The organism is Aequorivita todarodis (assembly GCF_028561335.1).
GTDB classification, from domain to species: domain Bacteria; phylum Bacteroidota; class Bacteroidia; order Flavobacteriales; family Flavobacteriaceae; genus Aequorivita; species Aequorivita todarodis.
This window is the reverse complement of sequence record NZ_JAQQTG010000017.1, coordinates 12963-36776: the sequence shown is the minus strand read 5'-3', so window position 1 is coordinate 36776 and position 23814 is coordinate 12963. Positions and strand designations below refer to the sequence as shown.

The following is a 23814-nucleotide window of genomic DNA, read 5'->3' as shown; positions in this document are numbered from 1 at the left end:
CTTCCAATATTCTTTCGTAATTTGCACTTAAGTTGTTCATATATAATGTTTTATGGCTAAAACAAGATACTGATTATCAGTAATATGGACAACTTTTTTCTTTTAAATCATAATGCACAACGGGTTATATAGATTTTTTTCGTTGGATAACAATCAATTTGATCCCGTTTGAATATCAGAACATTGTAGTCAGCATAATTTATCTCCCAGCCGTGGTGTATCTAATTTACAGAATTTGGACTTTTAAAAATATTGACAAAAATACCAAAGGAAATTGGACTGTATTACTACTATTGGTGGGTATAGTAACAATGCCTATTTATATTTGGCGAAAGGATGACGTGTTTGTCGAGCAGAACCATGAAGAAAATAACTGAAGGTATTTATTATGACTATTTTTTTAAGGTTCCCAACTTATCAATCTTTATAAACAACGCTATACATTCAAAACATTCTTCCCTATTTTTGTGGAAATTAATCTGAAACCACAACTATGAAATTCTTTATAGACACCGCAAACCTAGACCAAATCCGCGAAGCCCAAGATCTGGGCGTGCTTGACGGCGTTACCACCAATCCATCGTTGATGGCAAAGGAAGGCATCACCGGCCGCAACAACATCTTAAAACATTATGTGGACATCTGTAATATTGTGGACGGCGACGTTTCCGCAGAGGTGATCGCCACCGATTTTAAGGGAATGGTAAAAGAAGGCGAGGAGCTTGCTGAACTTCACCCGCAAATTGTGGTGAAAGTACCAATGATAAAAGAAGGCGTGAAAGCCATTAAATATTTTACCGACCACGGCATCCGCACCAATTGTACCCTCGTTTTTTCCGCGGGGCAGGCATTGTTGGCTGCCAAAGCTGGAGCAACCTACGTTTCCCCTTTTATCGGGCGCTTGGACGATATTTCAACCGACGGCCTGGAACTTATTGCGGACATCCGTTTGATTTATGACAACTACGGTTTCGAGACCCAAATTCTTGCAGCCTCCGTGCGCCACACCATGCATGTTATAAATTGCGCAAAAATAGGGGCAGATGTAATGACCGGGCCGCTTTCTTCAATAGAAGGTCTTTTAAAACACCCGTTGACCGATAGCGGTTTAAAACAGTTTTTGGAAGATTATAAAAAAGGAAATTAATTAGGCGAAGCACCTATTTATTCAAATATCCAAGTAGTAATTCCTCAAAATTGGTGTGGAACATATTGGTCTTTCCCTCTAGGATTATACCATTTTCATCAACAATAATCACTTTGTTCATCGCGTTTAAAACAAGCTTCTTTTCAGCATCGGCCAAATTTTCAAGTTGAAATTCCGTTTCGGGATTGTACTTTGCTTTCTTAACGGTTTCGCGCCATTTTTTAAAGTGGGTATCGGTATTGATAGCGATAAAGTCGTATTCAGGATATTTTGACTTTAGCTCTGCCGCGCGATTGTGGATGTTTTTGTATAGCGATGTGGACTGACTTGTCCAAAAATACACCACCGTTGGCGCTTTAATGATACTTTGAAGGTCTTTTACAACATTGTCCGTACTTACCAATGCCACATTTGGAACGGGGTTTCCCGCAGTAAGTTTTACCGAGGCATCAAACACTTTTCGCACTTCTTCAAGATTCTTTTTATCCGTGTTCATTCGTGAATAAGCCTCAAAAAATTTTGTTTCTTCCTCGGCATTTTTGGCATTCAGCAAATACCACATAGCGTTATAACGCAGTAAACTGTTTTTGAGGGAATCTGACGTAACAATGCTGTCTATCAATTCAATTTTTCGGTAGTTATATTCAAATGAGTTGCGGTTAATCGGGGTTTTATTGGCGTATTTTGAACAGACCATATTTTCAAAATACCGGTTCATAAAGCGGTAGTAGGGGTAATAGTATTTAAGCTCGTTCTGATCAAAATCTATCTTCTTTCTGTAATCAAAAAAATGTTTGTCGAACTTTTCAGGATTGCTCCGGTTGGCAGCGCCATACATCTCTTTCTTTGAATAGTAATCGTAATTGATATTTGCCAACACTACGTTTTTAAATCCTTCGGCTACCTCATTATTTTTATCGAGATATTCTTCGTATTTATTGATTTTTATTTTTTTTAGGGAATCAATTTTATGGTCAAACTCAGTAGAGGATAGCGCATACCATTTGGGCAAATTTTTGTTCTCGGTTTCGTTCTGTAAATAGAGATCGATCAACAGGTTGTTTTTTGCGCCACCCCTTCCGGAATAGGCCAGAGATTCGTCAAAATCAATAGTATTTATGTGGATCAGCAAACTATCGCCAGGTTCAATGAAGAAAACCTGCGATTCTCCGTGCTTGAGAAAATAGAGCCCGGCTTTTATTTTTTCGGTCCGGTAATGAAAAAAATTGTTTCCATCCAGTTTTACCGTGTCCAATATTTGGTTTCCCTTTGAAAAAATAATGTAGTCCAGTGTCGGGTTTACGATTTGGCCACCTATGTAAGTTGTTTTCACAGCATTTTCTTCCTTGTTTTTACAAGAAAATAATAGGATGGCAAAAAATAAGAGAGGAAGTATTTTTTTAAACAATCGCACTATCATTAAAATTAACAGACAAATGTAACCGAGGCAGGAACCGTATTTTGTTAAATGATGGTTAAAAGGGTTTTTAAAACGTTAATGTTTTCGGCATATCGCTTAAATGGCTACTTTTGCGCAAAATTTAAAAATTTATGCTTTCAGTTTCAAATCTTTCGGTTCAGTTTGGTAAGCGCGTGTTGTTCGACGAGGTAAGCACACAGTTCAATTCTGGCAATATATATGGAATTATCGGGGCCAATGGCGCCGGAAAATCTACTTTTCTGAAAATTATTTCGGGCAAACAGGATCCTACTTCGGGCCACGTGCATTTGGAGAAAGGAAAACGCATGTCCGTCCTTGAACAGAACCACAACGCCTACGACGAATATAACGTACTCGAAACCGTTGTTCGTGGCAACAAGGAACTGTTTGCCATTAAGTCCCAAATAGACAAACTTTACGAAGATTACACAGACGATAACGCCGAAAAAATTGGCGAGCTGCAAGTTACCTTTGAAGAAATGAACGGCTGGAATGCCGATAGCGATGCCGCCGCCATGCTTTCAAACTTAGGCATTGACGAAAGCCTTCATTATACCTTGATGAAAGATTTGGACGGAAAACAAAAAGTACGCGTGCTGCTTGCACAAGCCCTTTTCGGAAATCCTGATGTGCTTATTATGGATGAGCCTACCAACGATTTGGATTATGAAACCATCAGTTGGTTGGAGAATTTTTTGGCAAATTATGAAAACTGCGTAATCGTGGTTTCCCACGACCGCCACTTTTTGGATGCGGTATGTACACACATTAGCGACATAGACTTTGGAAAAATAAACCATTATAGCGGCAACTATACTTTTTGGTATGAAAGCAGCCAGCTTGCGGCGCGCCAGCGTGCCCAGCAAAACAAAAAGGCTGACGAAAAACGAAAGGAACTACAGGAATTTATTATGCGTTTTAGTGCAAACGTGGCAAAAAGCAAACAGGCAACTTCGCGTAAAAAGATGCTCGAAAAACTGAATGTTGAGGAAATTAAGCCTTCCAGCCGTCGGTATCCGGCGATTATTTTTGAGCGCGAGCGCGAGGCTGGCGACCAAATTTTGAATGTTGAAAACCTTTCTGCGTCTATTGATAGTGAAATACTTTTCAGAAATGTGGATATCAATTTGGCGAAGGGCGATAAAGTAGTTATTTATTCCCGCGATTCCCGCGCTGCCACTGCGTTTTACGAAATATTGAACGGTCATTTAAAGCCAGACACAGGTTCCTTTCAGTGGGGAATTACTACCAACCAAAGCTATCTTCCATTGGATAATGAGGCATTCTTCAAAAACAACCTTTCATTGGTAGATTGGTTGCGGCAATATGCAAAAACAGAAGAAGAGCGTGAAGAGGTTTTCCTGCGTGGTTTCCTTGGGAAAATGCTTTTCAGCGGCGAAGAGGCTTTAAAGAAAAGCAACGTCCTTTCCGGAGGCGAGAAAGTACGCTGTATGCTAAGCCGTATGATGATGCAACGCGCCAATGTATTGATGCTTGACGAACCTACAAACCATTTGGATCTGGAATCCATTACGGCCTTCAACAATTCCTTGAAAAACTTCAAAGGAACCGTATTGCTTACCACCCACGACCACGAGTTTGCACAAACCATTGCAAACCGTATTATTGAGTTAACTCCAAACGGAGCAATAGACCGCTACATGACTTTTGATGAGTATATGGGCGATAAGAAAATTAAGGAACTGCGCGATAAAATGTACGCGGTAGAGGCTTGATTGGGAAGGCTATGAGTCGATGAGTTTAGAAGTTTAGGAGGTTTCGTTTTTTTACTACCGACTACCGACTACCGACTACCGACTACCGACTACCGACTACCGACTACCGACTACCAACTACCAACCCCTTATTCCCCTATTTCCTTTAAATAGGCATCTACTATGGGTTGGGCAATGGCAAGTTCGTCTTTACGCACAAATACGCGCACTTGGTCGTCAAATTTACTTCCAGAACCAAACATAACGCCGCTTTGCTCATCGTCCCGAAGGATTGGCGTAATATTTACTTCTTCCAATCTTCCTACAAGTGCCTCGGCCATAATATCGGAGCCTGTATATATGCGAACTGTTTCTTCAGTGTTTTTTGACATTTTATTTGAGTTATTTGGTTATTGAGTTATTTTTTTGAATTTTACTGACTACTGACTACTGACTACTGACTACTGACTACTGACTACTGACTACTGACTACTGACTACTGACTACTGACTACTGACCACTGAATTCAGGCATTGTAATATTTGCTGTTCCAAATGGCGCCGTTGAAATTTTTTCCTTTTGAAAAACCGTAAAGAATTACCATTCCTCCCAAAGCTATAAAAATATAAAAGGCTAAAAACAGATATTCGCCAATTCCCGGATTGGGGGTAAGCCAATGCATCGGAACGATGGATGTAAGCAACACGCTTAAAAGCGCAACGGTGAACACCAAATTATCAAAACTTTTATAGGGCCACATCAAAAATTTTCTGAAAGGGTGCAAATCCTTTCCCCATTTATGGATTAGATAAAAATAATCATTCCCCATTGGGGCGAAAAGCAAGGGGTCATCTGCATTTTCAAGTTTTAGGAGTTTTGCGGGCGCAATAATTTTAAAGTTTTTCAAAGAAATTCGATGCTTTTTTTCCAGTATTCTTATTTCTGAAATAGCCTCTTCCGGGAAATCTCCCTTAAAATAATGCGAATCCAAAAACCGCAAACGGTAGGTTATACAAAGCTTTTTAATGTCTTCAATGTGAAAAATATGGTTTGTTTCAAGCAAATCAAAATTAAAATGGTTTTCAATTTCCTTGGATTTTTCGGTTAAATTGGAAATAATCTCTTCGCGCTGTTTTTCGTTTTCTGAAAATATACGTTGCACTTCATCCATAACAGCTTGCTCATCAATACGTTTGGAACGGTATTTAAGCAATTGTTTTTCAATATTGGTTCGGGAAAACATAGCTGGTAATTTTTTCGGTTAATAAATTTACACAGTAGGTTTCAGCAAAGCAACTATTTAACATACTTTGATGAAAAATTTCTAATAATGCAGCCGCTTTTTCGTTTGGAAGATAAATGGCTTTGTATTTGCTATATTTACAATCTCAAAATTTTTTTTATGCACCTCAAAAATACAGTTCTACTATTTTTTATCCTTTGTTTGGGAACCACGGTTTCTGCCCAAAAGTATCTTTCAACCAACAATGCCGAAGTTTCCAAAACATTGGGGGAGAGTACTTTCACTTCAAATAAAACTTTTTACGAAAATATTGAAGAGGCCCCGGACTTTACCATTTTGGCCAAAATATTAAAAAACGGACCCTCGCGTAAAGAGCTGGAAAGCCAGGAAATGGTTACGATATTCGCTATTTCGGATGAAGCTTTTTTGAATTTATCAAAAAAAACCCGGGATTCCATTTTGGGAAACCCAAGGATTATCAATTCAGTTGTAAAATATATGGCCGTTCCGGGCAGGGTAGATAGTCATACCTTGAAAAGTGAAATAGCCAAAAAGGGCGGGACCATTCATTTAAAAACCCTTGAAGGTGAAACCTTAGGTGTCCGTGAAACAAATGGATTGCTGCAATTGGTTGATCCCGAAAACAGAACGGCAACCATTATCGCAGAAGATTTTTACCATAAAAATGGGTACTTCCACATTATAGATGGATTGATTTTTCCCGCTTCGGAAGAATAGTTTTATAAAAGTTAAATAAACCCTAAAGTCCGGAAATTGCAAAACCGCAGTTTCCGGACTTTCGTTTATATGCACATATACATAAAACTAAAAACACATTATTATGAAATCAAAACTTATTACAGCAGCATTATTTGCTATCGCCTTAGTGGCCGGAACCTCTTCTATTTTTGCACAAAGCAAGATGATGAATGATGAAAAAACAGTAATGGTGGGTGGTGCCGCAATGTATCCCAGCAAAAACATAATTGAAAACGCGGTCAATTCAAAAGACCACACAACGCTTGTAGCTGCGGTAAAGGCAGCCGATTTGGTGGAAACGCTCCAAGGCGATGGTCCATTTACCGTTTTTGCACCCACCAACGAGGCTTTTGAAAAACTTCCAAAGGGAACGGTTGAAACCTTGCTGAAACCTGAAAACAAAAAGGCCTTGCAAACAATTCTTACGTATCACGTACTTGCCGGTAAACACAATGCGGCAGATATTATGAAGGACATAAAAAAAGGAAATGGAAAAGCAACGTACAATACAGTGAGCGGCGGAACTTTAACGGCGATGATGAAAGGCAATAACGTTGTGTTGATTGATGAAAATGGCGGAATGGCCACTGTTACAATTGCAGACGTAAACCAGTCAAATGGCGTTATTCACGTTATTGATAGCGTTGTTTTGCCTAAAAAATAGTGCCCTAATTTCCCACTTATTTAAAATGAAAACAGCGACTCAAATGCTCGCTGTTTTTTTATTGGGTATTAGTTTTTCTATCGAAGTGTCGCTCCAAATTCGGTTTCAAATTTTTGTTGGAGCTTGCCCATTATTTTGTCGATCTGTTTGTCGGTCAATGTTTTTTCTTCATCTTGAATGGTAAAACTTAACGCGTAGCTCTTTTTACCTTCGGGAAGATTTTTGCCTTTATAGACATCAAAGAGGGTAACGGCCTTTAGGAATTTCTTTTCAGTACTAAATGCCGCTGCCTGCAGTTCGCCAAAACGAACAGAATTGTCGAGCAATAAGGCAAAATCGCGTTGGGCCGCTTGGAATTTGGCAATGGGTCTCAACTTGAAATTTTTGGTTGAAATTTGTTTCAGCACTGCATCCCAGTTGAAGTCTGCGTAAAATACCTCGGCATCAACTTCCAATTCCTTGGCGATCTTTTTTTGTACAATTCCGAATTCAACAATTATTGCTTTGTTTCTTTTGAAAGCGATTCCTTCCGAAAAAATATCACTTTCCGTGGCTTCTTCGGAATAGCCATCAAGACCCAAACGCTCCAAGATTACTGCAACGGTTCCCTTTCCGAAGAAAAAATTGCTCTTTGTATCTGGCAAGGCCCAGTTTCCCTCAGCCTTCAGGCCGGTGATGAATAATGAAAGATGTTTGGTCTCTGATCTTCCGCCAAGAAAGTTATGGTAGGTTTTCCCGAATTCAAACAACTTTAAATCACTGTTTTTTCGATTGCTATTGTATTCAATGGCCTCAAGACCCGAAAACAGCATAGACTGCCGCATCACTGAAAGCTCTTGGCTCAGAGGATTCAACATGGTTACGTTGTAATTTTTCTTGATGGCTTCACTCAGTGCGGCATATTTTGGTGATGTGAGCGAGTTGTTCAACATCTCGTGAAAACCGAGAGCCGTTAACTGCGAAGCAATTTTATTTTGAACGGAATAATCCTCGCCCGGAAGCATGGCGGAAATGGAAGCATTCAGTTTTTGGGTAAACCGCACATTGTTGTAGCCGTAAACGCGAAGGATTTCCTCGATCACATCCACATCGCGGGTAACGTCGTTTCGGTAAGCGGGAATCGTCATCCCAATGCCGGTTTCGGTTACGTTGCTAACCTTCATTTCAAGCGAGGTAAGAATATCTTTTATGGTTTCCTTCGAAATTTCCTCCCCGATCAACTTATTCGCCTTTTCAAAATTCAGGAACACTTGATGATCTTCGATCTTCTTTGGATAAACATCAATCAAATCACTGGTTATTTGTCCTCCGGCCACTTGAATAATCAAAATTGCGGCGTGGCGCAGCGCATAATCCGTAATGTTTGGATCTATTCCCCTTTCAAATCGGAAGGAGGCATCGGTGCTCAAACTGTGGCGCTTTGCGGTTTTGCGAATACTCACGGGGTTAAAGTAGGCACTTTCCAAAAAGATGCTTGTGGTATTTTCGGTAACCCCGCTGTTAATTCCGCCAAAAACGCCGGCGATGCACATGGGTTTTTCGGCATCACAGATCATCAGGTCCTCTTCGTGCAGTTCGCGCTCTATGCCGTCAAGGGTGGTGAATTTGGTCCCCGCCGGAAGCGTTTTTACATTTACGGTATTGCCAGAAATTTTTGCGGCATCAAAGGCGTGGAGCGGTTGCCCGAGTTCGTGGAGCACATAATTTGAAACGTCCACAACATTGTTTATCGGGCTAAGCCCAATGGATTTCAATCTATTTTGGAGCCATGCTGGGGAAGGCCCAACCTTTAAATTGCTTAACGTTATTCCGCAATAACGTGGGGCCAAAGCACTGTCGCTTACTTTTATATCAATTTTTAGCGTGCGATTATCTATTCTGAAACTGCTGGTTGACGGCGTGTTCAGTTTTGTTGAAATGCCCTGATGGAGCAGACCCGCCTTTAGGTCGCGCGCCACGCCCCAATGGCTCATGGCATCGGCGCGGTTTGGGGTTAGGCCTATTTCAAATATCTTGTCGTTTTCAACTTCAAGCACTTTGGCCAAGGGTGTTCCCGGCTTTAATCCGGCATCCAAAACCATGATTCCATCGTGTGATTTTCCGATACCGAGTTCGTCTTCGGCACAGATCATTCCCTCGCTTACCTCCCCGCGGATTTTACCTTTGTTTATTTGCCACGGCTTTTCTTCGGCATCGTAAAGCGTGGTGCCAACGGTAGCTACTGGCACTTTCTGGCCTACGGCTACGTTGGGGGCGCCGCATACTATTTGTAACGGTGCGCCACTGCCTACATCAACTTTGGCCACCTTCAGTCGGTCGGCGTTTGTGTGTTGCGCACATTCCAGAACGTGGCCTACCACAACGCCTTCCAAGCCGCCTTTTACGGATGAAAAATCTTCTATTCCCTCTACTTCCAGACCGAGGTCTGTCAATAATTCGCCTGTTTTTTCGGCATCCCACGGAAGGTTGATGAATTGCTTTAGCCAGTTGTATGAAATTGTCATAGGTGTAAAAATCTTAACAGAGGGCAAAGATAATATTCTATTGTTTATTGTTTATTATTTATTGTTTATTGTTTATTGTTTTGTCGGATGCTGGGTGCTGGGTGCTGGGTGCTGGATGACGGATGACGGGTGCTGGGTGCTGGATGACAGATGACGATGGGCTGAATAGTGAATAACGTTCGGATTAGTTCACTTTGCGTCTTTGCGCCCCTGCCCGTCCTGCAGGCGGGTTTGCGGGAAAACTTTAGATGTTGCCGAAAAATTTCCGAGGAAATAAATAATTACGGCAATCGTAGCGAAAGCAGTAACGATAAACGTAACGCTCGCCCCAAAATAGAACCATAACAATCCAGCCATTACACTTGCCACCATGGCGATGATGCTTTGGAAGGCGGTGTAGGTGCCCACGGCGGTGGCGGTATTCTCTTCTTTTGAAATATTTGTGATCCACGCCTTGGAAATCCCTTCGGTTGCGGCGGCGTAGATTCCGTAGCCGAAGAAGAGGCCGATTATTGCGTACAGATTGGTGGTAAGCCCCATTCCGAAGTAAATGAGACTGAAGATAACCAATCCGAAGAGGAACATTTTTTTCAGGCCAATTTTATCGGCAAGGCCTCCCAACGGGTACGCAGTGAGGGCATATATTAAATTGTAGAAAATATAGATGCCGATGACCCAAGTGTCGTCCAGGCCGGCGTCCTTTGCTTTTAAAAGAAGAAAGACATCACTGCTGTTGAAGAGGGCGAAGAATAGCAGGCCGAGCACCACCTTTCGGTATTCCGAAGGACTTTTTTTCCAGTAATTGATGAAGGAGAAGAAATGGATCTGCTTTTTTTCAGAAGAAGTCTCAACTTTTTTATCCTTCAATAGAAAGGAGGCTACCACGGCCAAAACGCCCGGAATAAAGGCTATGTAAAACAGATTGATATAGTCTTCGGGATAAAAATACAGATAGCCCAACGCGAGGGCAGGACCGAGGACGGCCCCAAAAGTGTCCATGGAACGGTGAAAGCCGAAGACCTTTCCTTTGTTGGCCCTGTTGGTCTCCGCCGAAAGCATGGCATCGCGGGCGCCGGTTCTGATTCCCTTTCCCAATCGGTCTGTAGTCCGTACAAAGAAAATCCACAGCGGATATACAAAGAAGGCCATCATCGGTTTTGAGATGGCACTCAGGGAATAGCCGAGTTGGACGAAGGGCGCGCGTTTTGCTTTGCTATCGGAAAGTTGTCCAAAATATCCTTTGCTCAAACCTGCCACAGCTTCTACCAAACCTTCCAAAATTCCGATCAGTAAAATTGAAAACCCAATGCTTTTTAAATAAATGGGCATGATGGGATACAACATTTCGCTGGCCATGTCTGTAAACAGGCTGACGAGGGAGAGGATCCATACGGTGCGGGTTATGGGTTTCAAGATTGATCTAATTTACTCTGAAAGGTAATTTATTTTTTCCAATCGTTTTCCTTTGGAATTTGTGAGGCCCATTACAGTGGCACACGTCGGTAATATTGCGTATCTTGAGGTTGCTATTTAATGAACCAATTTATGAAGTTGCGCGCAACGGTTTTAATGATTTTTTCACTCATGATGGTTTCTGCACAGGATTTTACGGACAAAGCGCGATTGCTGGAGGACGCATCCAGCTTGGACCCGCTAATTGCCGCCGCTGGCGATAAAAAGTTGGTCCTGCTCGGGGAGGCCAGCCACGGTACGCACGAATATTACGTGTGGCGCGACATTATAAGCAGAAGGCTCATCGAGGAGCGCGGTTTTAATTTTATAGCCGTGGAAGGCGACTTTGCCAGTCTTTATAAGCTAAACCAATATGTAAAAAATACCGAGGGCGCGGGAAAATCGGCGAGGGAAGTTTTGATGTCGCTCAACCGATGGCCCACGTGGATGTGGGCAAACGAGGAGGTGGTGGCCCTGGCCGAATGGCTTCGTAAGCACAACGACGCTTTGCCCCAGAAAGAGAAGGTAGGTTTTTACGGGATGGATGTGTATGATGAATGGCATTCCAAGGAAATGGTGCTGGAGGTGCTCAAAAACACCGATGAGGCCAGCTATTATTACGCCAAGCAACAGTACAACTGTTTTGAGCCGCACAAGGGCGACAGTTGGCAGTACGCCCATGCCGTGAAAGGCGGAAAGGAGGATTGTGCCGCCGCCACGGCTCGGGTGGTGGAGTTTATAAGGAGCAATCGCGAGGCATTAGGGGCACTTACGGATGACGCCTATTTTTATTTGCTCCAAAATGCGATCGTGGTCCACAATGCCGAGGAATTTTATCGGGAAAGCGTTGCCTCCAAGGGGGCTGCTTCGTGGAATTCACGGGTTTTCCATATGTTTGAAACGGTGGGCGACCTGCTGGCGCTTTATGGCGAAAACGCCAAGGGCGTGGTTTGGGCTCACAATACCCATATTGGCGATGCTTCCTTTACGAGTATGCGCAATACGGGCGAGAAAAACATAGGCCAGCTAAAGCGAGAAAGCCTTGGGAAGGAGAATGTGTTCCTAATAGGATTCGCCAGTTATAGGGGAAAGGTCATCGCCGGGTCCAATTGGGGCGCCAAAATGGAAGAAATGACCATTCCGAGAGCCTTGAGGAGCAGTGTGGAATACAAGCTAAAAAAGACGGGACTGGACGCCCTGTACCTTATTTTTGATGCCGAGGATAGAAAAGAAGAGAACCTAAAGGTAATGGGCCACAGGGCGATAGGGGTGGTTTACAATCCCCAATTTGACAGGCGTCAGTTTGTGCCCACCATTGTACCGTTGCGATATGACGCGCTCTTGTTTTTTAAGGAGACCACGGCGTTGAAACCTTTGCACAGGTAGCCTATTTCCTCAAATTCCGAAACCGTTGCAATAGGGTAGGGTGGCTGTAATGCGCAAACACATACAGCGGGTGCGGCGTGAGGTTGCTCAAACTGTTTTTTGAAAGTTTCTTTAAACCTGAAATAAGCGGCGGGGCGGCGTAGGTGTGTTTGGCAAAATTGTCGGCCTGGTATTCAAATTTTCTTGACAGGTAATTCATCAATAATCCCGTTATGCCCGAGATTGGACTGTAAAGCACCCCGAAGGCTACCAAACCTATGTGAAAAGAGGGTTGTGAGACATTCAGCGCTTTGGAAAGCATCGGATTTCCTATAAACAACGATAGCAACCAGAGGGTAAACCCCGTCGTAATTATGGCGGCGAAAAGGTTGATGATAATGTGGTTCCGTTTGTAATGGCCTACCTCGTGGGCGAGGACGGCGACTATCTCTTCTTCGTTTAAATCTTTTATCAGCGTATCGTAAAGTGTCACCCTTTTTTCACTTCCGAAGCCAGAGAAATAGGCATTGGCTTTGGTGCTGCGTTTGCTGCCGTCTATCACAAAAATCTTATCGAGCGTGAAACCAACTTTTGAGGCGTATTTTTCTATCTGGGAACGGAGCGAACCTTCCTCCAACGGCGTTTGTTTGTTGAAAAGCGGAACAATCAATCTCGCGTAAAACAGGTTCATAAATATGGTAAAAACCGTGATGATGCCCCAGGCGTAGAGCCAAAAATGCTGGCCGGTGCTTTGGTAAAACCAAATAATCGCTCCCAAAAGAATGCCGCCAATTATTGCGCCCATCAGCCAACCTTTCAGCTTATCGAGAAAGAAAGTCCTTCGGGTGGTTTTATTGAAGCCGTATTTTTCCTCGATTACAAAGGTGCTGTAATAACTAAACGGAGTGCTTAAAATATCACTCGCTATCATAATAATTCCGAAGAAAACCAGGGCGATGACAATTTCGTTATTTGAGGCCGATCGCGCTATTTCATCTACTAATGCAAAGCCATCAAAAAAGAAGAATAGGAGGGTAGCTATTAACGAAGTCGCAGAAGTGAGAATCCCGAATTTATAGCGTTCCTTTTTGTAGCGCTGCGATTTTTGGTACTCGGCTTCATCAAAAACGTCCTGTAATTCGGCAGGAAGCGGGTCGTTGAAATGTTGTGCGTTTAGGTAATCCAATAGCTGGTCTATCACAAAACTGATGACGAGGATGGCTATTATTATGAAAAAAATTGTTTGCGGACTCATATATTGATTAAAATGTCAAAACATCCCTCCCAAGCCCTCCCTTCAAAGGGAGGGAGCCAGTTTCCCTTTGGGCCTGCCTGCCGGAGGCACGTAGGCAGGGGTTAGGGGGCACTTCGTTGGCGCTTGGCCTCAAAGATAAGGATTCCCGCCGCTACGGAGACGTTCATGCTGTCTATTTCGCCCTGCATCGGGATGATTATGTTTTGGGTGCTGTTCTGTAGCCATTCTTCAGAAAGGCCTATGGCTTCGGTTCCAACTACAATTGCAGTACTTCCTTTGAAATCGCAAGTGTGGTACGGCACTGAAGCTTGTAAAGCAGCACAGTAAATATTGATATTGGTTTCCTTCAAAAACGAAATAATTTCCGAAGTGCTTCCCGTGGCCACTTTATTGGTAAACAAACAGCCCACGCTGCTGCGGATGATGTTTGGATTGTACATATCGGTCTTTGGGTTGGCGATAATCACGGCATCTACGTTTGCGGCGTCTGCTGTGCGAAGCAGGGCGCCGATATTGCCGGGTTTTTCGGGAGCTTCGGCGATTAGGATTAGAGGGTAGTGGGTAGTGGGGAGTGGGTTGTGGGTAGTAGGTGGTTGGTGGCGGGTTGTGGGTAGTAGGTTTTTTAAGGTTAACGTTTTGGAATTTGCGACTGCGATTATTCCTTCCGTGGAACTACGATAAGCGAGTTTTTCATAGATTTCCGAAGAGATTTCTATAAATTCCGTTTCGCTGTTTGCGGATTCTTTCAGCACAAAAATTTCTTCTTCGGAAATGATTTCGGAACAGAAAAGCAGCGTTTTCAAAAGATAGCCGCCTTTTATAGCAAGTGAAATTTCCCGTTGGCCCTCTATAACAAAAAGCCCAGTTTTTCTGCGTTCGCGCGATTTTTCCTGTAACAGCGCAACCTGCTTTATCAATGGGTTTTGAAGACTGGTAATGGTTTTGTGCATGCTGTGTTTGAAAATATTGCGCAAACCTACCATTTGGCGGGCAGGGTCGCTAAGGTGCAAAGATAATCACATCCAAAAGATTATTGGTTATTCAAAAAGACCTGATTTTGAATACCAATAAAACTTCTTTTTCAATTGGAAAAACTTAGCGGCTTTGCGGGCAAAACAGCAAAGCTTCGCTATAGATACTTATAAGCCGTACCCAAATTGATGCGAAGCCCAACACTTATGTTCAAATAATTTACGCCATTGAAAGTATCTTTCAATTCAGCCGGGACATCGATGTTCATAAAATCGTGGCGAAATTCGGGGGCAATATAGAATCCCAAATAGTTTGAAAAGCGATAGCTTACCTCTGGGTTTAACCAAAGGGCGGTTGCGGTATCCTGAAACCCATCGCCTTGCCGGTCATTGCTATAGGAAGACGCACCCACGCCAATGCCAATGCTAATGTCAAATTTGTCGATATGTTTTTCGTAACCGGCTACCAATCCCAACGTGAAATTAGTCGTGCGGGAGTAATTGCCTAAAAGCTCACGGTCTGTTACGTGTCCATTGAAAAAGCTGAAATAGGGGCCAATATAAATCCCTTTATAGGTATCTACTTTAAAAGATAAGCGTGCGCCAAATTTCAGATCCATTCCGTCATTCACAAAATTATCGCCAAAAGCGATGGGAAAATAGGGGCCAATAACAATATTGCCTATGTTTTTACCGGGACCATTTGCTTGTTGTTGGGTTTCTGTTTCGGGACTTTCAGTACCTTCGGTTTCTTGCGCAATAGTGGCTGATGATATGAGGAGTGCCACGAGGAGGATTCTAATATTCAAAAACATAGGTATTTTCAAGGTTTGTGAGTGGTATGGAAATGGTTTGTTCGGGTTGTTCGTTTAAAATATACTTTAATAGTACTGTTGTTCCCAATTGACTGTCAAGATTCGTTTGAAAGTTTGTGGAATTAATATCCAATTGATTGTAATAATCATCGGCTATCAAACAATCTTCAGTATTATTGGAGTTTAGGTCTATCGCGCAAACGGCACTTTGGAATTCCAATTTATAGGCCACCCGATTGTTATCACCGGGAATATTTGTAAATAATATCGTTAAATGTGCAGCCTCATTGAGCTGTATCTGTCCTAAATTATAGGTGGAAGAATTACTGCGGTTGTACGCATCGTTAAAATATTTTTTTGCCGAATAATCGGGGTTTTCCGTCAATTCATAATAATTATAGCCGCCCACGTAATAATCATAGCCCGAAGATTTCAGATTTATCATAATGTTCAGCGGATAATTGTTTTCACTTTCCAAAGATGTAAATTGAAATTGGCCGTTGGCATCGCTTCGGGTTTCGCCCAAAATTTCACCGTAAGACTGGCACCGTACCGCAATGTTCGGCAATGGATTATTATTGCTATCAACCAGGTTTCCTTTTACCAGAATGCGGCTGTCGTCCAAAATTTGGACTTCACAGGATTGAAATAAAAGTATAGTAGCGAAAAGTAGGAACAGAATTAAATTTTTTCTTTTCATAGAGAAGTTGTTTTAGCGCAACAAGAATACTATAAAAAGACAAACCAGTCAAGTATTAACTGCTAAAGTTAAAATTTTCTTAACGGATTTAAAAGTATTTTATATATTGTGCAAAAATTATTACGTTAGAAAATAGCAAGGTAACTATGAATGTTTCTTCTTTGGAAAACGGTGTTTATTTTGTGAAGATTTCTTCGGAAGGGAATGTAGCGGTTCAAAAATTGATAAAAAACTAAATTACACTCACTGAACTACCAACTACCGTCTAACGACTACCGACCCTAATTCATAAACCTTTCTAAAAAGCTTCCTCAAACGGGGAAGCTTTTTTAATTTTAAACAACTAAAAACCAATGATTATGAAAAAATTGATTTTATTGACCGTGCTATTGGCATCCCTTTCGGCATGTAGGGAGGACAAAAAAACCGTTGGTGAAGATCCGATAGTAGAAGGGACCGAGCTGGATTCTACGGGCGTAGCGGCTCCGGGTGGCGATGCAAACAACACCCAAACAAATGCCGAAAAAGACTATCCCGCCCAACTGCAATCGGTATTTACTGCCCATGGCGGCCTGGACCGTTGGAAAAAAATGAACAACCTCTGTTTTGAGATGAAGGGAAAAGACGGTATGGAAACACACACCATTTCCTTGCCCGACCGCAAAACCAAAATAGAATCCAAAGATTGGTCCATCGGCTATGACGGTAAGGGAGTCTGGCTGCTGAAACACGATTTGGGTTATGAGGGCAACCCTGTGTTTTACCATAATTTGATGTTTTATTTCTACGCAATGCCATTTGTAATCGCAGATCCGGGTACAAATTATGAAGCCGTAGCCCCAACCGAACTTGACGGAAAACTTTACAAGGGTTTGAAGGTTTCCTTTGACAACGGAGTGGGTGATTCCCCGAAAGATGAGTACATACTCTATTTTGACCCTGAAACCAACATCATGGGTTGGCTGGCCTATACCGTAACATTTATGGACCAAAAGAAAAGCAACGATTGGCACTTTATAAAATATGATAAATGGCAGGACGTGAATGGGCTGTTGCTCCCGGAGAAATTGGTTTGGTATAATGTAGAAAACGGCAGACCGAAAGGGAAAATGATGGATATTAAATTTGATAAGGTTACCGCCACCGAAACCATGCTCGATGCTTCTGTTTTTGCTAAACCTTCCGAGGCAGAATATGTTAAAACGTGATTAGTTTTCAATAACAGTAGGGAGTTGGCAAACCTTTAATTATTTCAACTCCTACCCTTTAGGGGTCGGGGTCAATTTGACTTCAAAACTTTTTTTACCCCAGCCCTAAAAGGAGCCAGAAATTAGTGATTTGAGAGTTTCTCCCCTTTAGGGGTCGGGGGTAAGGTCAATACGATTTCAAAGCGGCCTATCCTCAAAATAATTAACGACCAAAGCCACCATATAATCATAACTCATGATGCCCCGGCTTTGGTTGTTTGCTTTTAGAAAATTGTCCCAGAACATTTTTGAGAAATTCTCAAACGGGTTTTGGTAACTTTCCCAAAAGTCGCGCATTTCCTTATAGCTTTCCAGAATACCGGGATTTATGGTGGTTAAGAGCTCCTCGTATTTTTTTTCGTCCCTGCGCGCCACTTCATTTATCAAATAGCGCAGCGTAAAAATATAACCCGCATACTGCATATACGGATCATCGTTATGCAGGGTGGAAAGTGTCGCGATAAAATTCGCTTCATTTTCGGCGGCGTAGCCTATTTGGTGGGCTTCTTCGTGGCAGGCAACCACTGGAAATTTATAGGTCTTCATCAAATTGTTTACCTGTGCCTCGCCCGAAAACGGGTTCAAATAACCACTATACCCCATATAGGTCAATCCCAAACTCCAGCCACTTTTCTTAATACTTCGTGGCGAATAGGCCAACTGCGGAAACTCCTTTTCAAGATTTTTATACCCGTTCAATGTTTTTTTGAACATTTCCTTTTGCGTGTAGGGCAATTCAACTTTTACACTATCCGCAAAACCAAGTTCGCGGTGCACGGCGTTGCTTTTTTCTACAAATCGATTGGTTGTTTCAAGTAATTGCTCGGTAGTATAATCGCTTTCCAATTGCAAGGATTTATGCAGCGGAAGCCTGTAATAATTGAAGCCCCAAAGTACGTGGAACATAAAATAGACCACCGAAACTGCCGCCAAAATATCTACAACAAACCCAACTTGATCGTTCTGCCGAAGCCTTTTCACATTTTTATAGAGCCATCTAATTGCCACAATCGTAATAAGCAAATAGAATAAATCGCCGACCGAAAAAGGAACCCAACCAAAAAGGTAGCGGGAAATTTTTGAGATCCACGGATAGATTCCGAGACTGTAATAGTTTTCCACAAATTCAGGGAAATGTTTTAAAACCTGAAGTGCGATTATCTGTACAATTAAAAATAGCGTGAGAAATGCTGAGGTCCGTTTTTGCATAATCCAAACTTACGAAGGAAATCTTTCTCCACATAATTTTTATAGCGGATGAAAAACGGTAATTTTGTGGGAAGTTGACCGCGAATACACAAAATTTTTTATTTTGCTGTTTCTGAAAATAGAATTTTGTAGAAATGCACTTCAAAAAGAGCACAAGTATTCGTGTATTTCATGGTAGAAATTTTTCACAACAAAAACATAAACAATGAACGAAGAAATAAGAAACCTAAAACCCAAAGCTCTTTGGAACAAATTTGCAGACTTGAACGCCGTGCCGCGTCCTTCAAAAAAGGAGGAACGCGTTATTGCGTTTATGAAGGACTTCGGAAAAAGTCTCGGTCTGGAAACGATGGAAGATGAAGTGGGCAACGTGATAATCCGCAAACCCGCAACCAAGGGAATGGAAGACCGCAAAACCGTGGTCCTGCAGAGCCACTTGGATATGGTCCATCAAAAAAATAACGATACCGAGTTCAATTTTGACACACAGGGAATTGAAATGTATGTGGATGGCGATTGGGTCCGTGCAAAAGGAACAACACTGGGCGCCGACAACGGTTTGGGCGTTGCAACGATCATGGCGATTCTTGAAAGTAACGAAATTGAACATCCCGCAATTGAGGCACTTTTCACTATTGATGAAGAAACCGGGATGACCGGAGCAAAAGGTTTAAAAGGTGGGTTGCTGAAAGGCGATATTCTCCTAAACCTCGACACCGAGGAAGATGATGAAATAGGGGTAGGCTGTGCCGGCGGCGTAGATGTTACCGCCACTGGAACGTATGCTGAAACCGAGGCGCCAAAAAATTCAGCGACATTTACCATTAAAGTGAAAGGTTTAAACGGCGGACACAGCGGGATGGACATCATTAAAGGGTTGGGCAATGCCAACAAACTGATGAACCGCTTGCTTTTCGCGACAAAGGATTTTATGCAGTTGGCAAAACTTGACGGCGGAAGTCTTCGCAATGCCATTCCGCGGGAAAGTGTGGCGCAGGTAGTGGTTTTTTCAGAGGAAAAATTTCTTTTTGCTTTTGAAAAGATGAAAAGGGAAATTATTGCCGAATTTAAATCCTTGGAGCCCAATCTTTCTATTTCCGCAGAAAAGACGAATGAAGTTTTTTCAAAAGTAATGACAGATGCCGATCAAAAGAAATTCCTGAATGTGATGAACGCAGCCCACAATGGGGTTTATCGAATGAGCCCAGATATTGCCGATTTGGTGGAAACCTCAAACAACATTGCTAAGGTTTCGGTTGCAGACGGAAACATAAAAATAGAATGTTTGACCCGTAGCTCGGTGGAATCTTCCAAGGAAAATCTTGCAAATGCACTCACTTCGGTTTTTGAACTTGCTGGATACAATTCAAAGCTTGCGGGTGATTATCCCGGGTGGGCACCCAATATGGACAGCCCCATTTTGAAGGTTTTGGACAATCTTTACCAAAAAATGAACGGCGAGAAAGCAAACGTTGCCGCCTGCCACGCTGGGCTGGAATGTGGCATTTTAGGGCAGAATTACCCAGAAATGGATATGATATCTTTTGGACCAACAATCAAGGGGGCACACTCTCCCGATGAACGCGCAAGTATTTCTTCCGCCCAAAAGTATTGGGAATTTGTACTTGAAATTTTAAAGAACATTCCGAAGAAATAGAACCACGAAACACGACCGCTCCGCTACACGAATCAAGACAGATTCAGGAATATTTGAGTTGGGTTAATTGGGAATGAAATATCAATATTTCTAATTAAAATAAAAATTGTCGTGAGTCTTTTTAGTCGTGATTCGTGATTCACAAAAAAAGAGGAACCCATTTAAAAACAGGTTCCTCTTTTTATGTTTAAATCAAGCTGAAATTATTGCACTATATCAACAATTTCAAGTTGGAAGATCAATTCGGAATCGGGAGGGATTACCCCTGGAATTCCTCTTTTTCCGTAAGCCAAATGTGATGGAATAAAGATAGTGGCTTTATCGCCCACCTTCATCTTCAACAGACCTTCGCGGAAGCCCGGGATAAGCTGTGCTTCTGTACTGTAGTCCGTTGGTACTGGAGTGTATTGTTCCGCAGCTTTGCGCATTTCGTCAACCATTTCAAACTTTTCCGCGTTTGATAATATGTTTGAATCAAACATATGTCCATCTGCAAGATAGCCGGCATAGTTCATCAAAATTTTATCGCCTTGTTTGGGTTGTGGGCCCGTTCCTTTTTCGTTAAAGTAAATTTTAACTCCTGAAGGAAGGGAATCTGCCTTTGCGCGGATGGCATTCAGCTCTTCTGCTTCTGCGGCCGCTACTTTATTGATGCGCTCTTCTTTTTCTTTTTTCTCTTTTTCAATCTTAGCCATCTCTTCCGTGAAATATGGAACTTTGATGTTTCCTTTATTTATAATATTTACAGATTGGATGATCACGGGTTCTTTTGGCTTGTCGCCTGGTTTTTCGGTCTCAACGTTTCCGATGGAATCCACAACTTCCTGGCCTTTTACTATTTCACCAAAAACGGTGTGGCGCCCATCAAGCCACGGAGTTTCTTTCAAAGTGATGAAAAACTGGCTGCCATTGGTCCCAGGGCCTGAATTGGCCATGGCCAAAAGTCCTTTTTTGTTGAAACGGATGGTGTCGGTTATTTCATCAGGGAAAGCATAGCCCGGACTTCCAGAGCCATCGCCTTTTGGGTCGCCGCCTTGGATCATAAAATCCTTGATAACACGGTGGAAAGTAAGTCCGTCATAAAAACGTTTTCCTTTGTAAAGGGAATCTACCATGCCGTTGGTTCCTTCGGCAAGGGCCACGAAGTTTGAAACGGTAAGCGGCGCGCTTTCGTTTTTCAGTTTGGCAACGAAAGTTCCTTTATTGGTTATAAATTCAGCATATACGCCATCTTTAAGGTCTGGATATTTTTCCTGACAGGACGCAAATGCAAGCGTAAGGGATAAAAATAAAAATGTTAGTTTTTTCATGTGTGTTAATTTAATTTTCGTTTGTTTGTTCAATTGAGTGTAAAGTTACAGTGCTCTGCACCGGAATGTTGGAGCCGAGTTTTTCTTCAATCCCGTAATAGCCGTAAGCTTTATAGGAAGGAAAAAGGAAGGTTACTGTTTCGCCTTCCTTCATAAGTTTTATGCCTTCGCGAACGCCGGAAATGAGGTCTTGGTTGCTTTGATCTACTTTGTAGTGTTGCAGTCCGTTTTCTTTTTCTGAAAGAATCAGGCTGCCGTTGAGGTCCTTAATGTCGTAGGTAAATTTTACCACATCGCCCAAATCTGGCATTTCAGAAGTGGCGGTGTCGCGTTTGTTATAGAAATACCAAAATCCGTTTTCGGAAGAAATATAGTGGTGGGTGGAGTCTTTCGCTATAATTTCTCCGATGAATTTTTTCTCCTCCTCATAAATCTTTTTGTTCCGTTCTGCAGATTCCTTGATGAAGGTTCCCGAATGGCTTTGTACTGGCGACCGCGCCTCAGGGCTTTTGCAGGAAACAATTAACGCTGAAAAAAGTAAAATATAAAACAGCTTATGAAGCATTTGTAAGTGCATTTTTATAACGGGGCAAGATACTAATAAATTCATTTATGGTATTGTTAAGGTCCTGTGAACTTTTTCCACCCGCCGCATTAATGTGTCCGCCGCCGTTGTAATGGTTGCGTGCGAAATCGTTCACGGAGAAATTTCCCTTGCTTCTAAAGGAAATCTTCACAATATTTTCCTGTTTGTTTTCTATAAAGATCGCCGCAAACACGATTCCTTTTACAGAGAGCGCATAATTTACAAAACCTTCGGTATCGCCCTTTTTGAAGTTGTGGTCGTCCAGTTCCTTTTGGGTAAGAGTAATATAGGCAGTGTGCAATTCGGGCAGGATTACCAGATTGTTCAGTGCAACGCCCAGTAGTTTCATCCGGTCGGGACTGTTTGTGTCATAAACATTTTGGTTGATAATGGCACTTTCGGCACCGGCCTCAATCAATTTGGCGGCAACCCTGTGCGTGGTTGGGGTAGTGGAAGAGAAGCGGAATGAACCCGTATCGGTCATTATTCCTGTGTATAGGTTGACTGCAATTTCCTTCGAAAGTTTTTCGGCCTGGCCCATTGCATCCATAAAATGATAAACCATTTCGGAAGTGGAACTCATCTTCACGTCGCTGTATGTTGCCACAGCGTAATCTGCGGGTTGTTGGTGATGGTCAATCATTACAAATTTTGCGGTCGCATTTTCCAAAACCGATTGCAGTTCCCCGCCAACCCTCTCTAAACTATTAAAGTCCAAAGTGAAGATTATATCTGCCTTTTCAAAGATTTTCTTGCTGTTTTCGACTTCCTTTTCGTAGATAATAATTTCATCACAACCGGGAAGCCATTTCAAAAAATCAGGGAAGTCGTTCGGCATGATTACCGTGGTGTTGTGGCCTAAACTTTTCAGAAAAAAAGAGAGTCCCAAACACGAGCCAATCGCATCGCCATCGGGGTTTTTATGGCCTACAATTACCACTTTTTGTGGGGAGGCGAGCAGTTTTTTTACAACTTGCGTAGTTTCATTATTCATACGCGGCGAAGATACGATAATGCCCATTAACCCCAAAGAGCGAATTATTGGGGATTTTTTGGGTTTCTGATATGAGGATAATTATTGGCGGATTTTAATTCTCTGCAAACCTATTGCATTTTTACTGTTGGGATATGGAAAAGTAATATTGAAATATTACATTTCGTTCAACAATAACAAGGCTTTCGAGAGGAATATATTCTTTTTTCAGCAATAATTCTTCAGCATTTTTGAAATTGAAAAATTTAACTTTTGAATGTGGAAAATAAAATACCTACTTTTGCCGAAATTTTAAAAATACAATGAGAACAGACAGAACATTTACAATGTTAAAGCCCGATGCGGTTGAAAAAGGACACATAGGCGCCATACTTGAAAAAATCAATGCTTCCGGTTTTAGGATCGTGGCGATGAAACTTACCCAAATGACCACTGCAGATGCAAAGGAATTTTATGCGGTGCACCGTGAGCGCCCTTTTTACGGCGAATTGGTAGAATATATGACCCGCGGACCCATCGTTGCGGCCATACTTGAAAAGGAAAACGCAGTCGAGGATTTCCGTACCTTGATTGGTGCAACCAACCCAGCTGATGCTGCCGAGGGCACCATCCGTAAATTATATGCAGCTTCCATAGGCGAAAACGCCGTTCACGGAAGTGATAGCGACGAAAACGCGGCTATTGAAAGTGCTTTCCATTTTGCGGGCCGCGAAATGTTCTAAGATGCCCTTGACCCAGCCACGGCGGGGGAAATGACAAACTAAATAAAAAGACCTGTCG

Annotated in this window: 22 protein-coding genes; 9 read left to right on the top strand and 13 right to left on the bottom strand. The window is 42.3% G+C overall.

Annotated elements, in window-relative coordinates:
• The first annotated feature begins 493 nt into the window (after window positions 1–493).
• Window positions 494–1147, top strand: a complete 654-nt coding sequence (fsa, locus tag POV26_RS07560) for a fructose-6-phosphate aldolase (RefSeq protein ID WP_272855867.1) — start codon at window positions 494–496, stop codon at window positions 1145–1147.
• A 13-nt stretch (window positions 1148–1160) separates the two neighbouring features.
• Here the strand turns inward: fsa and POV26_RS07555 are convergent, their stop codons facing one another.
• On the bottom strand, window positions 1161–2480 hold the full coding sequence (locus POV26_RS07555; protein WP_272855866.1) for a TlpA family protein disulfide reductase: 1320 nt from the start codon (window positions 2478–2480) through the stop codon (window positions 1161–1163).
• A 218-nt stretch (window positions 2481–2698) separates the two neighbouring features.
• Here POV26_RS07555 and POV26_RS07550 point away from each other — a divergent pair, with 218 nt between their 5' ends.
• Window positions 2699–4324, top strand: coding sequence for an ABC-F family ATP-binding cassette domain-containing protein (locus tag POV26_RS07550; RefSeq protein WP_272855865.1), 1626 nt, complete (start codon window positions 2699–2701; stop codon window positions 4322–4324).
• A 128-nt stretch (window positions 4325–4452) separates the two neighbouring features.
• Here the strand turns inward: POV26_RS07550 and POV26_RS07545 are convergent, their stop codons facing one another.
• Window positions 4453–4695, bottom strand: a complete 243-nt coding sequence (locus POV26_RS07545) for a putative signal transducing protein (RefSeq protein ID WP_272855864.1) — start codon at window positions 4693–4695, stop codon at window positions 4453–4455.
• A 134-nt stretch (window positions 4696–4829) separates the two neighbouring features.
• Complete coding sequence (locus tag POV26_RS07540; protein WP_272855863.1) at window positions 4830–5546, bottom strand: hypothetical protein; 717 nt, start codon at window positions 5544–5546, stop codon at window positions 4830–4832.
• Window positions 5547–5705: 159 nt separating this feature from the next.
• Here POV26_RS07540 and POV26_RS07535 point away from each other — a divergent pair, with 159 nt between their 5' ends.
• Window positions 5706–6284, top strand: coding sequence for a fasciclin domain-containing protein (locus POV26_RS07535; RefSeq protein WP_272855862.1), 579 nt, complete (start codon window positions 5706–5708; stop codon window positions 6282–6284).
• Window positions 6285–6387: 103 nt separating this feature from the next.
• Window positions 6388–6969, top strand: coding sequence for a fasciclin domain-containing protein (locus POV26_RS07530; protein WP_272855861.1), 582 nt, complete (start codon window positions 6388–6390; stop codon window positions 6967–6969).
• 77 nt (window positions 6970–7046) lie between these two features.
• Here POV26_RS07530 and pheT read toward each other — a convergent pair whose 3' ends face one another.
• Together pheT and POV26_RS07520 are read right to left on the bottom strand one after the other, a co-directional pair.
• Window positions 7047–9473, bottom strand: coding sequence for a phenylalanine--tRNA ligase subunit beta (gene pheT, locus POV26_RS07525; protein WP_272855860.1), 2427 nt, complete (start codon window positions 9471–9473; stop codon window positions 7047–7049).
• Window positions 9474–9662: 189 nt separating this feature from the next.
• Window positions 9663–10886, bottom strand: a complete 1224-nt coding sequence (locus POV26_RS07520; protein WP_272855859.1) for an MFS transporter — start codon at window positions 10884–10886, stop codon at window positions 9663–9665.
• A gap of 156 nt (window positions 10887–11042) precedes the next feature.
• On the opposite strand from POV26_RS07520, the gene POV26_RS07515 reads away from it, so the two are divergent.
• Window positions 11043–12311, top strand: a complete 1269-nt coding sequence (locus POV26_RS07515; RefSeq protein ID WP_272855858.1) for an erythromycin esterase family protein — start codon at window positions 11043–11045, stop codon at window positions 12309–12311.
• 1 nt (window position 12312) lies between these two features.
• Here POV26_RS07515 and POV26_RS07510 read toward each other — a convergent pair whose 3' ends face one another.
• The 4 genes from POV26_RS07510 to POV26_RS07495 all read right to left on the bottom strand — a co-directional run bounded on the left by POV26_RS07510 (window position 12313) and on the right by POV26_RS07495 (window position 16031).
• A complete protein-coding gene (locus POV26_RS07510; RefSeq protein ID WP_272855857.1) occupies window positions 12313–13545 on the bottom strand; it encodes a M48 family metallopeptidase in 1233 nt (410 codons plus the stop codon).
• 101 nt (window positions 13546–13646) lie between these two features.
• Window positions 13647–14495: a TrmH family RNA methyltransferase gene (locus POV26_RS07505; RefSeq protein ID WP_272855868.1), complete on the bottom strand. Its 849-nt coding sequence runs from the start codon at window positions 14493–14495 to the stop codon at window positions 13647–13649.
• Between the two features lie 179 nt (window positions 14496–14674).
• Entirely contained in the window at window positions 14675–15325 is a 651-nt protein-coding gene (locus tag POV26_RS07500) for a hypothetical protein (protein WP_272855856.1), read from the bottom strand.
• Window positions 15315–16031 (bottom strand): carboxypeptidase-like regulatory domain-containing protein, encoded by a 717-nt coding sequence (locus POV26_RS07495; RefSeq protein ID WP_272855855.1) that lies wholly within the window; start codon window positions 16029–16031, stop codon window positions 15315–15317. Before POV26_RS07495 ends, POV26_RS07500 begins: the two co-directional genes overlap by 11 nt.
• A gap of 101 nt (window positions 16032–16132) precedes the next feature.
• On the opposite strand from POV26_RS07495, the gene POV26_RS15360 reads away from it, so the two are divergent.
• Together POV26_RS15360 and POV26_RS07490 are read left to right on the top strand one after the other, a co-directional pair.
• Entirely contained in the window at window positions 16133–16267 is a 135-nt protein-coding gene (locus tag POV26_RS15360) for a T9SS type A sorting domain-containing protein (RefSeq protein ID WP_419180009.1), read from the top strand.
• 123 nt (window positions 16268–16390) lie between these two features.
• Window positions 16391–17239, top strand: a complete 849-nt coding sequence (locus tag POV26_RS07490; RefSeq protein ID WP_272855854.1) for a DUF6503 family protein — start codon at window positions 16391–16393, stop codon at window positions 17237–17239.
• Between the two features lie 177 nt (window positions 17240–17416).
• Here the strand turns inward: POV26_RS07490 and POV26_RS07485 are convergent, their stop codons facing one another.
• Window positions 17417–18487 (bottom strand): DUF3810 domain-containing protein, encoded by a 1071-nt coding sequence (locus POV26_RS07485; protein WP_272855853.1) that lies wholly within the window; start codon window positions 18485–18487, stop codon window positions 17417–17419.
• A 205-nt stretch (window positions 18488–18692) separates the two neighbouring features.
• Between POV26_RS07485 and POV26_RS07480 the strand changes: the two genes are divergently transcribed.
• Complete coding sequence (locus tag POV26_RS07480) at window positions 18693–20144, top strand: aminoacyl-histidine dipeptidase (protein ID WP_272855852.1); 1452 nt, start codon at window positions 18693–18695, stop codon at window positions 20142–20144.
• Window positions 20145–20347: 203 nt separating this feature from the next.
• Here POV26_RS07480 and POV26_RS07475 read toward each other — a convergent pair whose 3' ends face one another.
• Genes POV26_RS07475 through POV26_RS07465 form a run of 3 tightly spaced genes read right to left on the bottom strand, consistent with a single transcriptional unit; the run spans window position 20348 to window position 23061 of the window.
• Window positions 20348–21454 (bottom strand): peptidylprolyl isomerase, encoded by a 1107-nt coding sequence (locus POV26_RS07475; RefSeq protein WP_272855851.1) that lies wholly within the window; start codon window positions 21452–21454, stop codon window positions 20348–20350.
• Between the two features lie 10 nt (window positions 21455–21464).
• Window positions 21465–22019, bottom strand: a complete 555-nt coding sequence (gldI, locus tag POV26_RS07470; RefSeq protein ID WP_272855850.1) for a gliding motility-associated peptidyl-prolyl isomerase GldI — start codon at window positions 22017–22019, stop codon at window positions 21465–21467.
• A complete protein-coding gene (locus POV26_RS07465; protein ID WP_272855849.1) occupies window positions 22009–23061 on the bottom strand; it encodes a DHH family phosphoesterase in 1053 nt (350 codons plus the stop codon). Before POV26_RS07465 ends, gldI begins: the two co-directional genes overlap by 11 nt.
• A gap of 275 nt (window positions 23062–23336) precedes the next feature.
• Between POV26_RS07465 and POV26_RS07460 the strand changes: the two genes are divergently transcribed.
• Window positions 23337–23756 carry a nucleoside-diphosphate kinase gene (locus tag POV26_RS07460; protein ID WP_272855848.1) on the top strand — a complete coding sequence of 140 codons (420 nt, stop codon included), beginning with the start codon at window positions 23337–23339 and terminating at the stop codon, window positions 23754–23756.
• Window positions 23757–23814: the final 58 nt, after the last annotated feature.

What these genes read in the sequence shown, in the direction of transcription:
- fsa (WP_272855867.1), top strand. Translation starts at nt 494, where the DNA reads ATGAAATTCTTTATAGACACCGCAAACCTAGACCAAATCCGCGAAGCC.
- POV26_RS07550 (WP_272855865.1), top strand. Translation starts at nt 2,699, where the DNA reads ATGCTTTCAGTTTCAAATCTTTCGGTTCAGTTTGGTAAGCGCGTGTTG.
- POV26_RS07545 (WP_272855864.1), bottom strand. Translation starts at nt 4,695, where the DNA reads ATGTCAAAAAACACTGAAGAAACAGTTCGCATATATACAGGCTCCGAT.
- POV26_RS07540 (WP_272855863.1), bottom strand. Translation starts at nt 5,546, where the DNA reads ATGTTTTCCCGAACCAATATTGAAAAACAATTGCTTAAATACCGTTCC.
- POV26_RS07535 (WP_272855862.1), top strand. Translation starts at nt 5,706, where the DNA reads ATGCACCTCAAAAATACAGTTCTACTATTTTTTATCCTTTGTTTGGGA.
- POV26_RS07530 (WP_272855861.1), top strand. Translation starts at nt 6,388, where the DNA reads ATGAAATCAAAACTTATTACAGCAGCATTATTTGCTATCGCCTTAGTG.
- pheT (WP_272855860.1), bottom strand. Translation starts at nt 9,473, where the DNA reads ATGACAATTTCATACAACTGGCTAAAGCAATTCATCAACCTTCCGTGG.
- POV26_RS07515 (WP_272855858.1), top strand. Translation starts at nt 11,043, where the DNA reads ATGATTTTTTCACTCATGATGGTTTCTGCACAGGATTTTACGGACAAA.
- POV26_RS07510 (WP_272855857.1), bottom strand. Translation starts at nt 13,545, where the DNA reads ATGAGTCCGCAAACAATTTTTTTCATAATAATAGCCATCCTCGTCATC.
- POV26_RS07505 (WP_272855868.1), bottom strand. Translation starts at nt 14,495, where the DNA reads ATGCACAAAACCATTACCAGTCTTCAAAACCCATTGATAAAGCAGGTT.
- POV26_RS07495 (WP_272855855.1), bottom strand. Translation starts at nt 16,031, where the DNA reads ATGAAAAGAAAAAATTTAATTCTGTTCCTACTTTTCGCTACTATACTT.
- POV26_RS07490 (WP_272855854.1), top strand. Translation starts at nt 16,391, where the DNA reads ATGAAAAAATTGATTTTATTGACCGTGCTATTGGCATCCCTTTCGGCA.
- POV26_RS07485 (WP_272855853.1), bottom strand. Translation starts at nt 18,487, where the DNA reads ATGCAAAAACGGACCTCAGCATTTCTCACGCTATTTTTAATTGTACAG.
- POV26_RS07480 (WP_272855852.1), top strand. Translation starts at nt 18,693, where the DNA reads ATGAACGAAGAAATAAGAAACCTAAAACCCAAAGCTCTTTGGAACAAA.
- POV26_RS07475 (WP_272855851.1), bottom strand. Translation starts at nt 21,454, where the DNA reads ATGAAAAAACTAACATTTTTATTTTTATCCCTTACGCTTGCATTTGCG.
- gldI (WP_272855850.1), bottom strand. Translation starts at nt 22,019, where the DNA reads ATGCTTCATAAGCTGTTTTATATTTTACTTTTTTCAGCGTTAATTGTT.
- POV26_RS07465 (WP_272855849.1), bottom strand. Translation starts at nt 23,061, where the DNA reads ATGGGCATTATCGTATCTTCGCCGCGTATGAATAATGAAACTACGCAA.
- POV26_RS07460 (WP_272855848.1), top strand. Translation starts at nt 23,337, where the DNA reads ATGAGAACAGACAGAACATTTACAATGTTAAAGCCCGATGCGGTTGAA.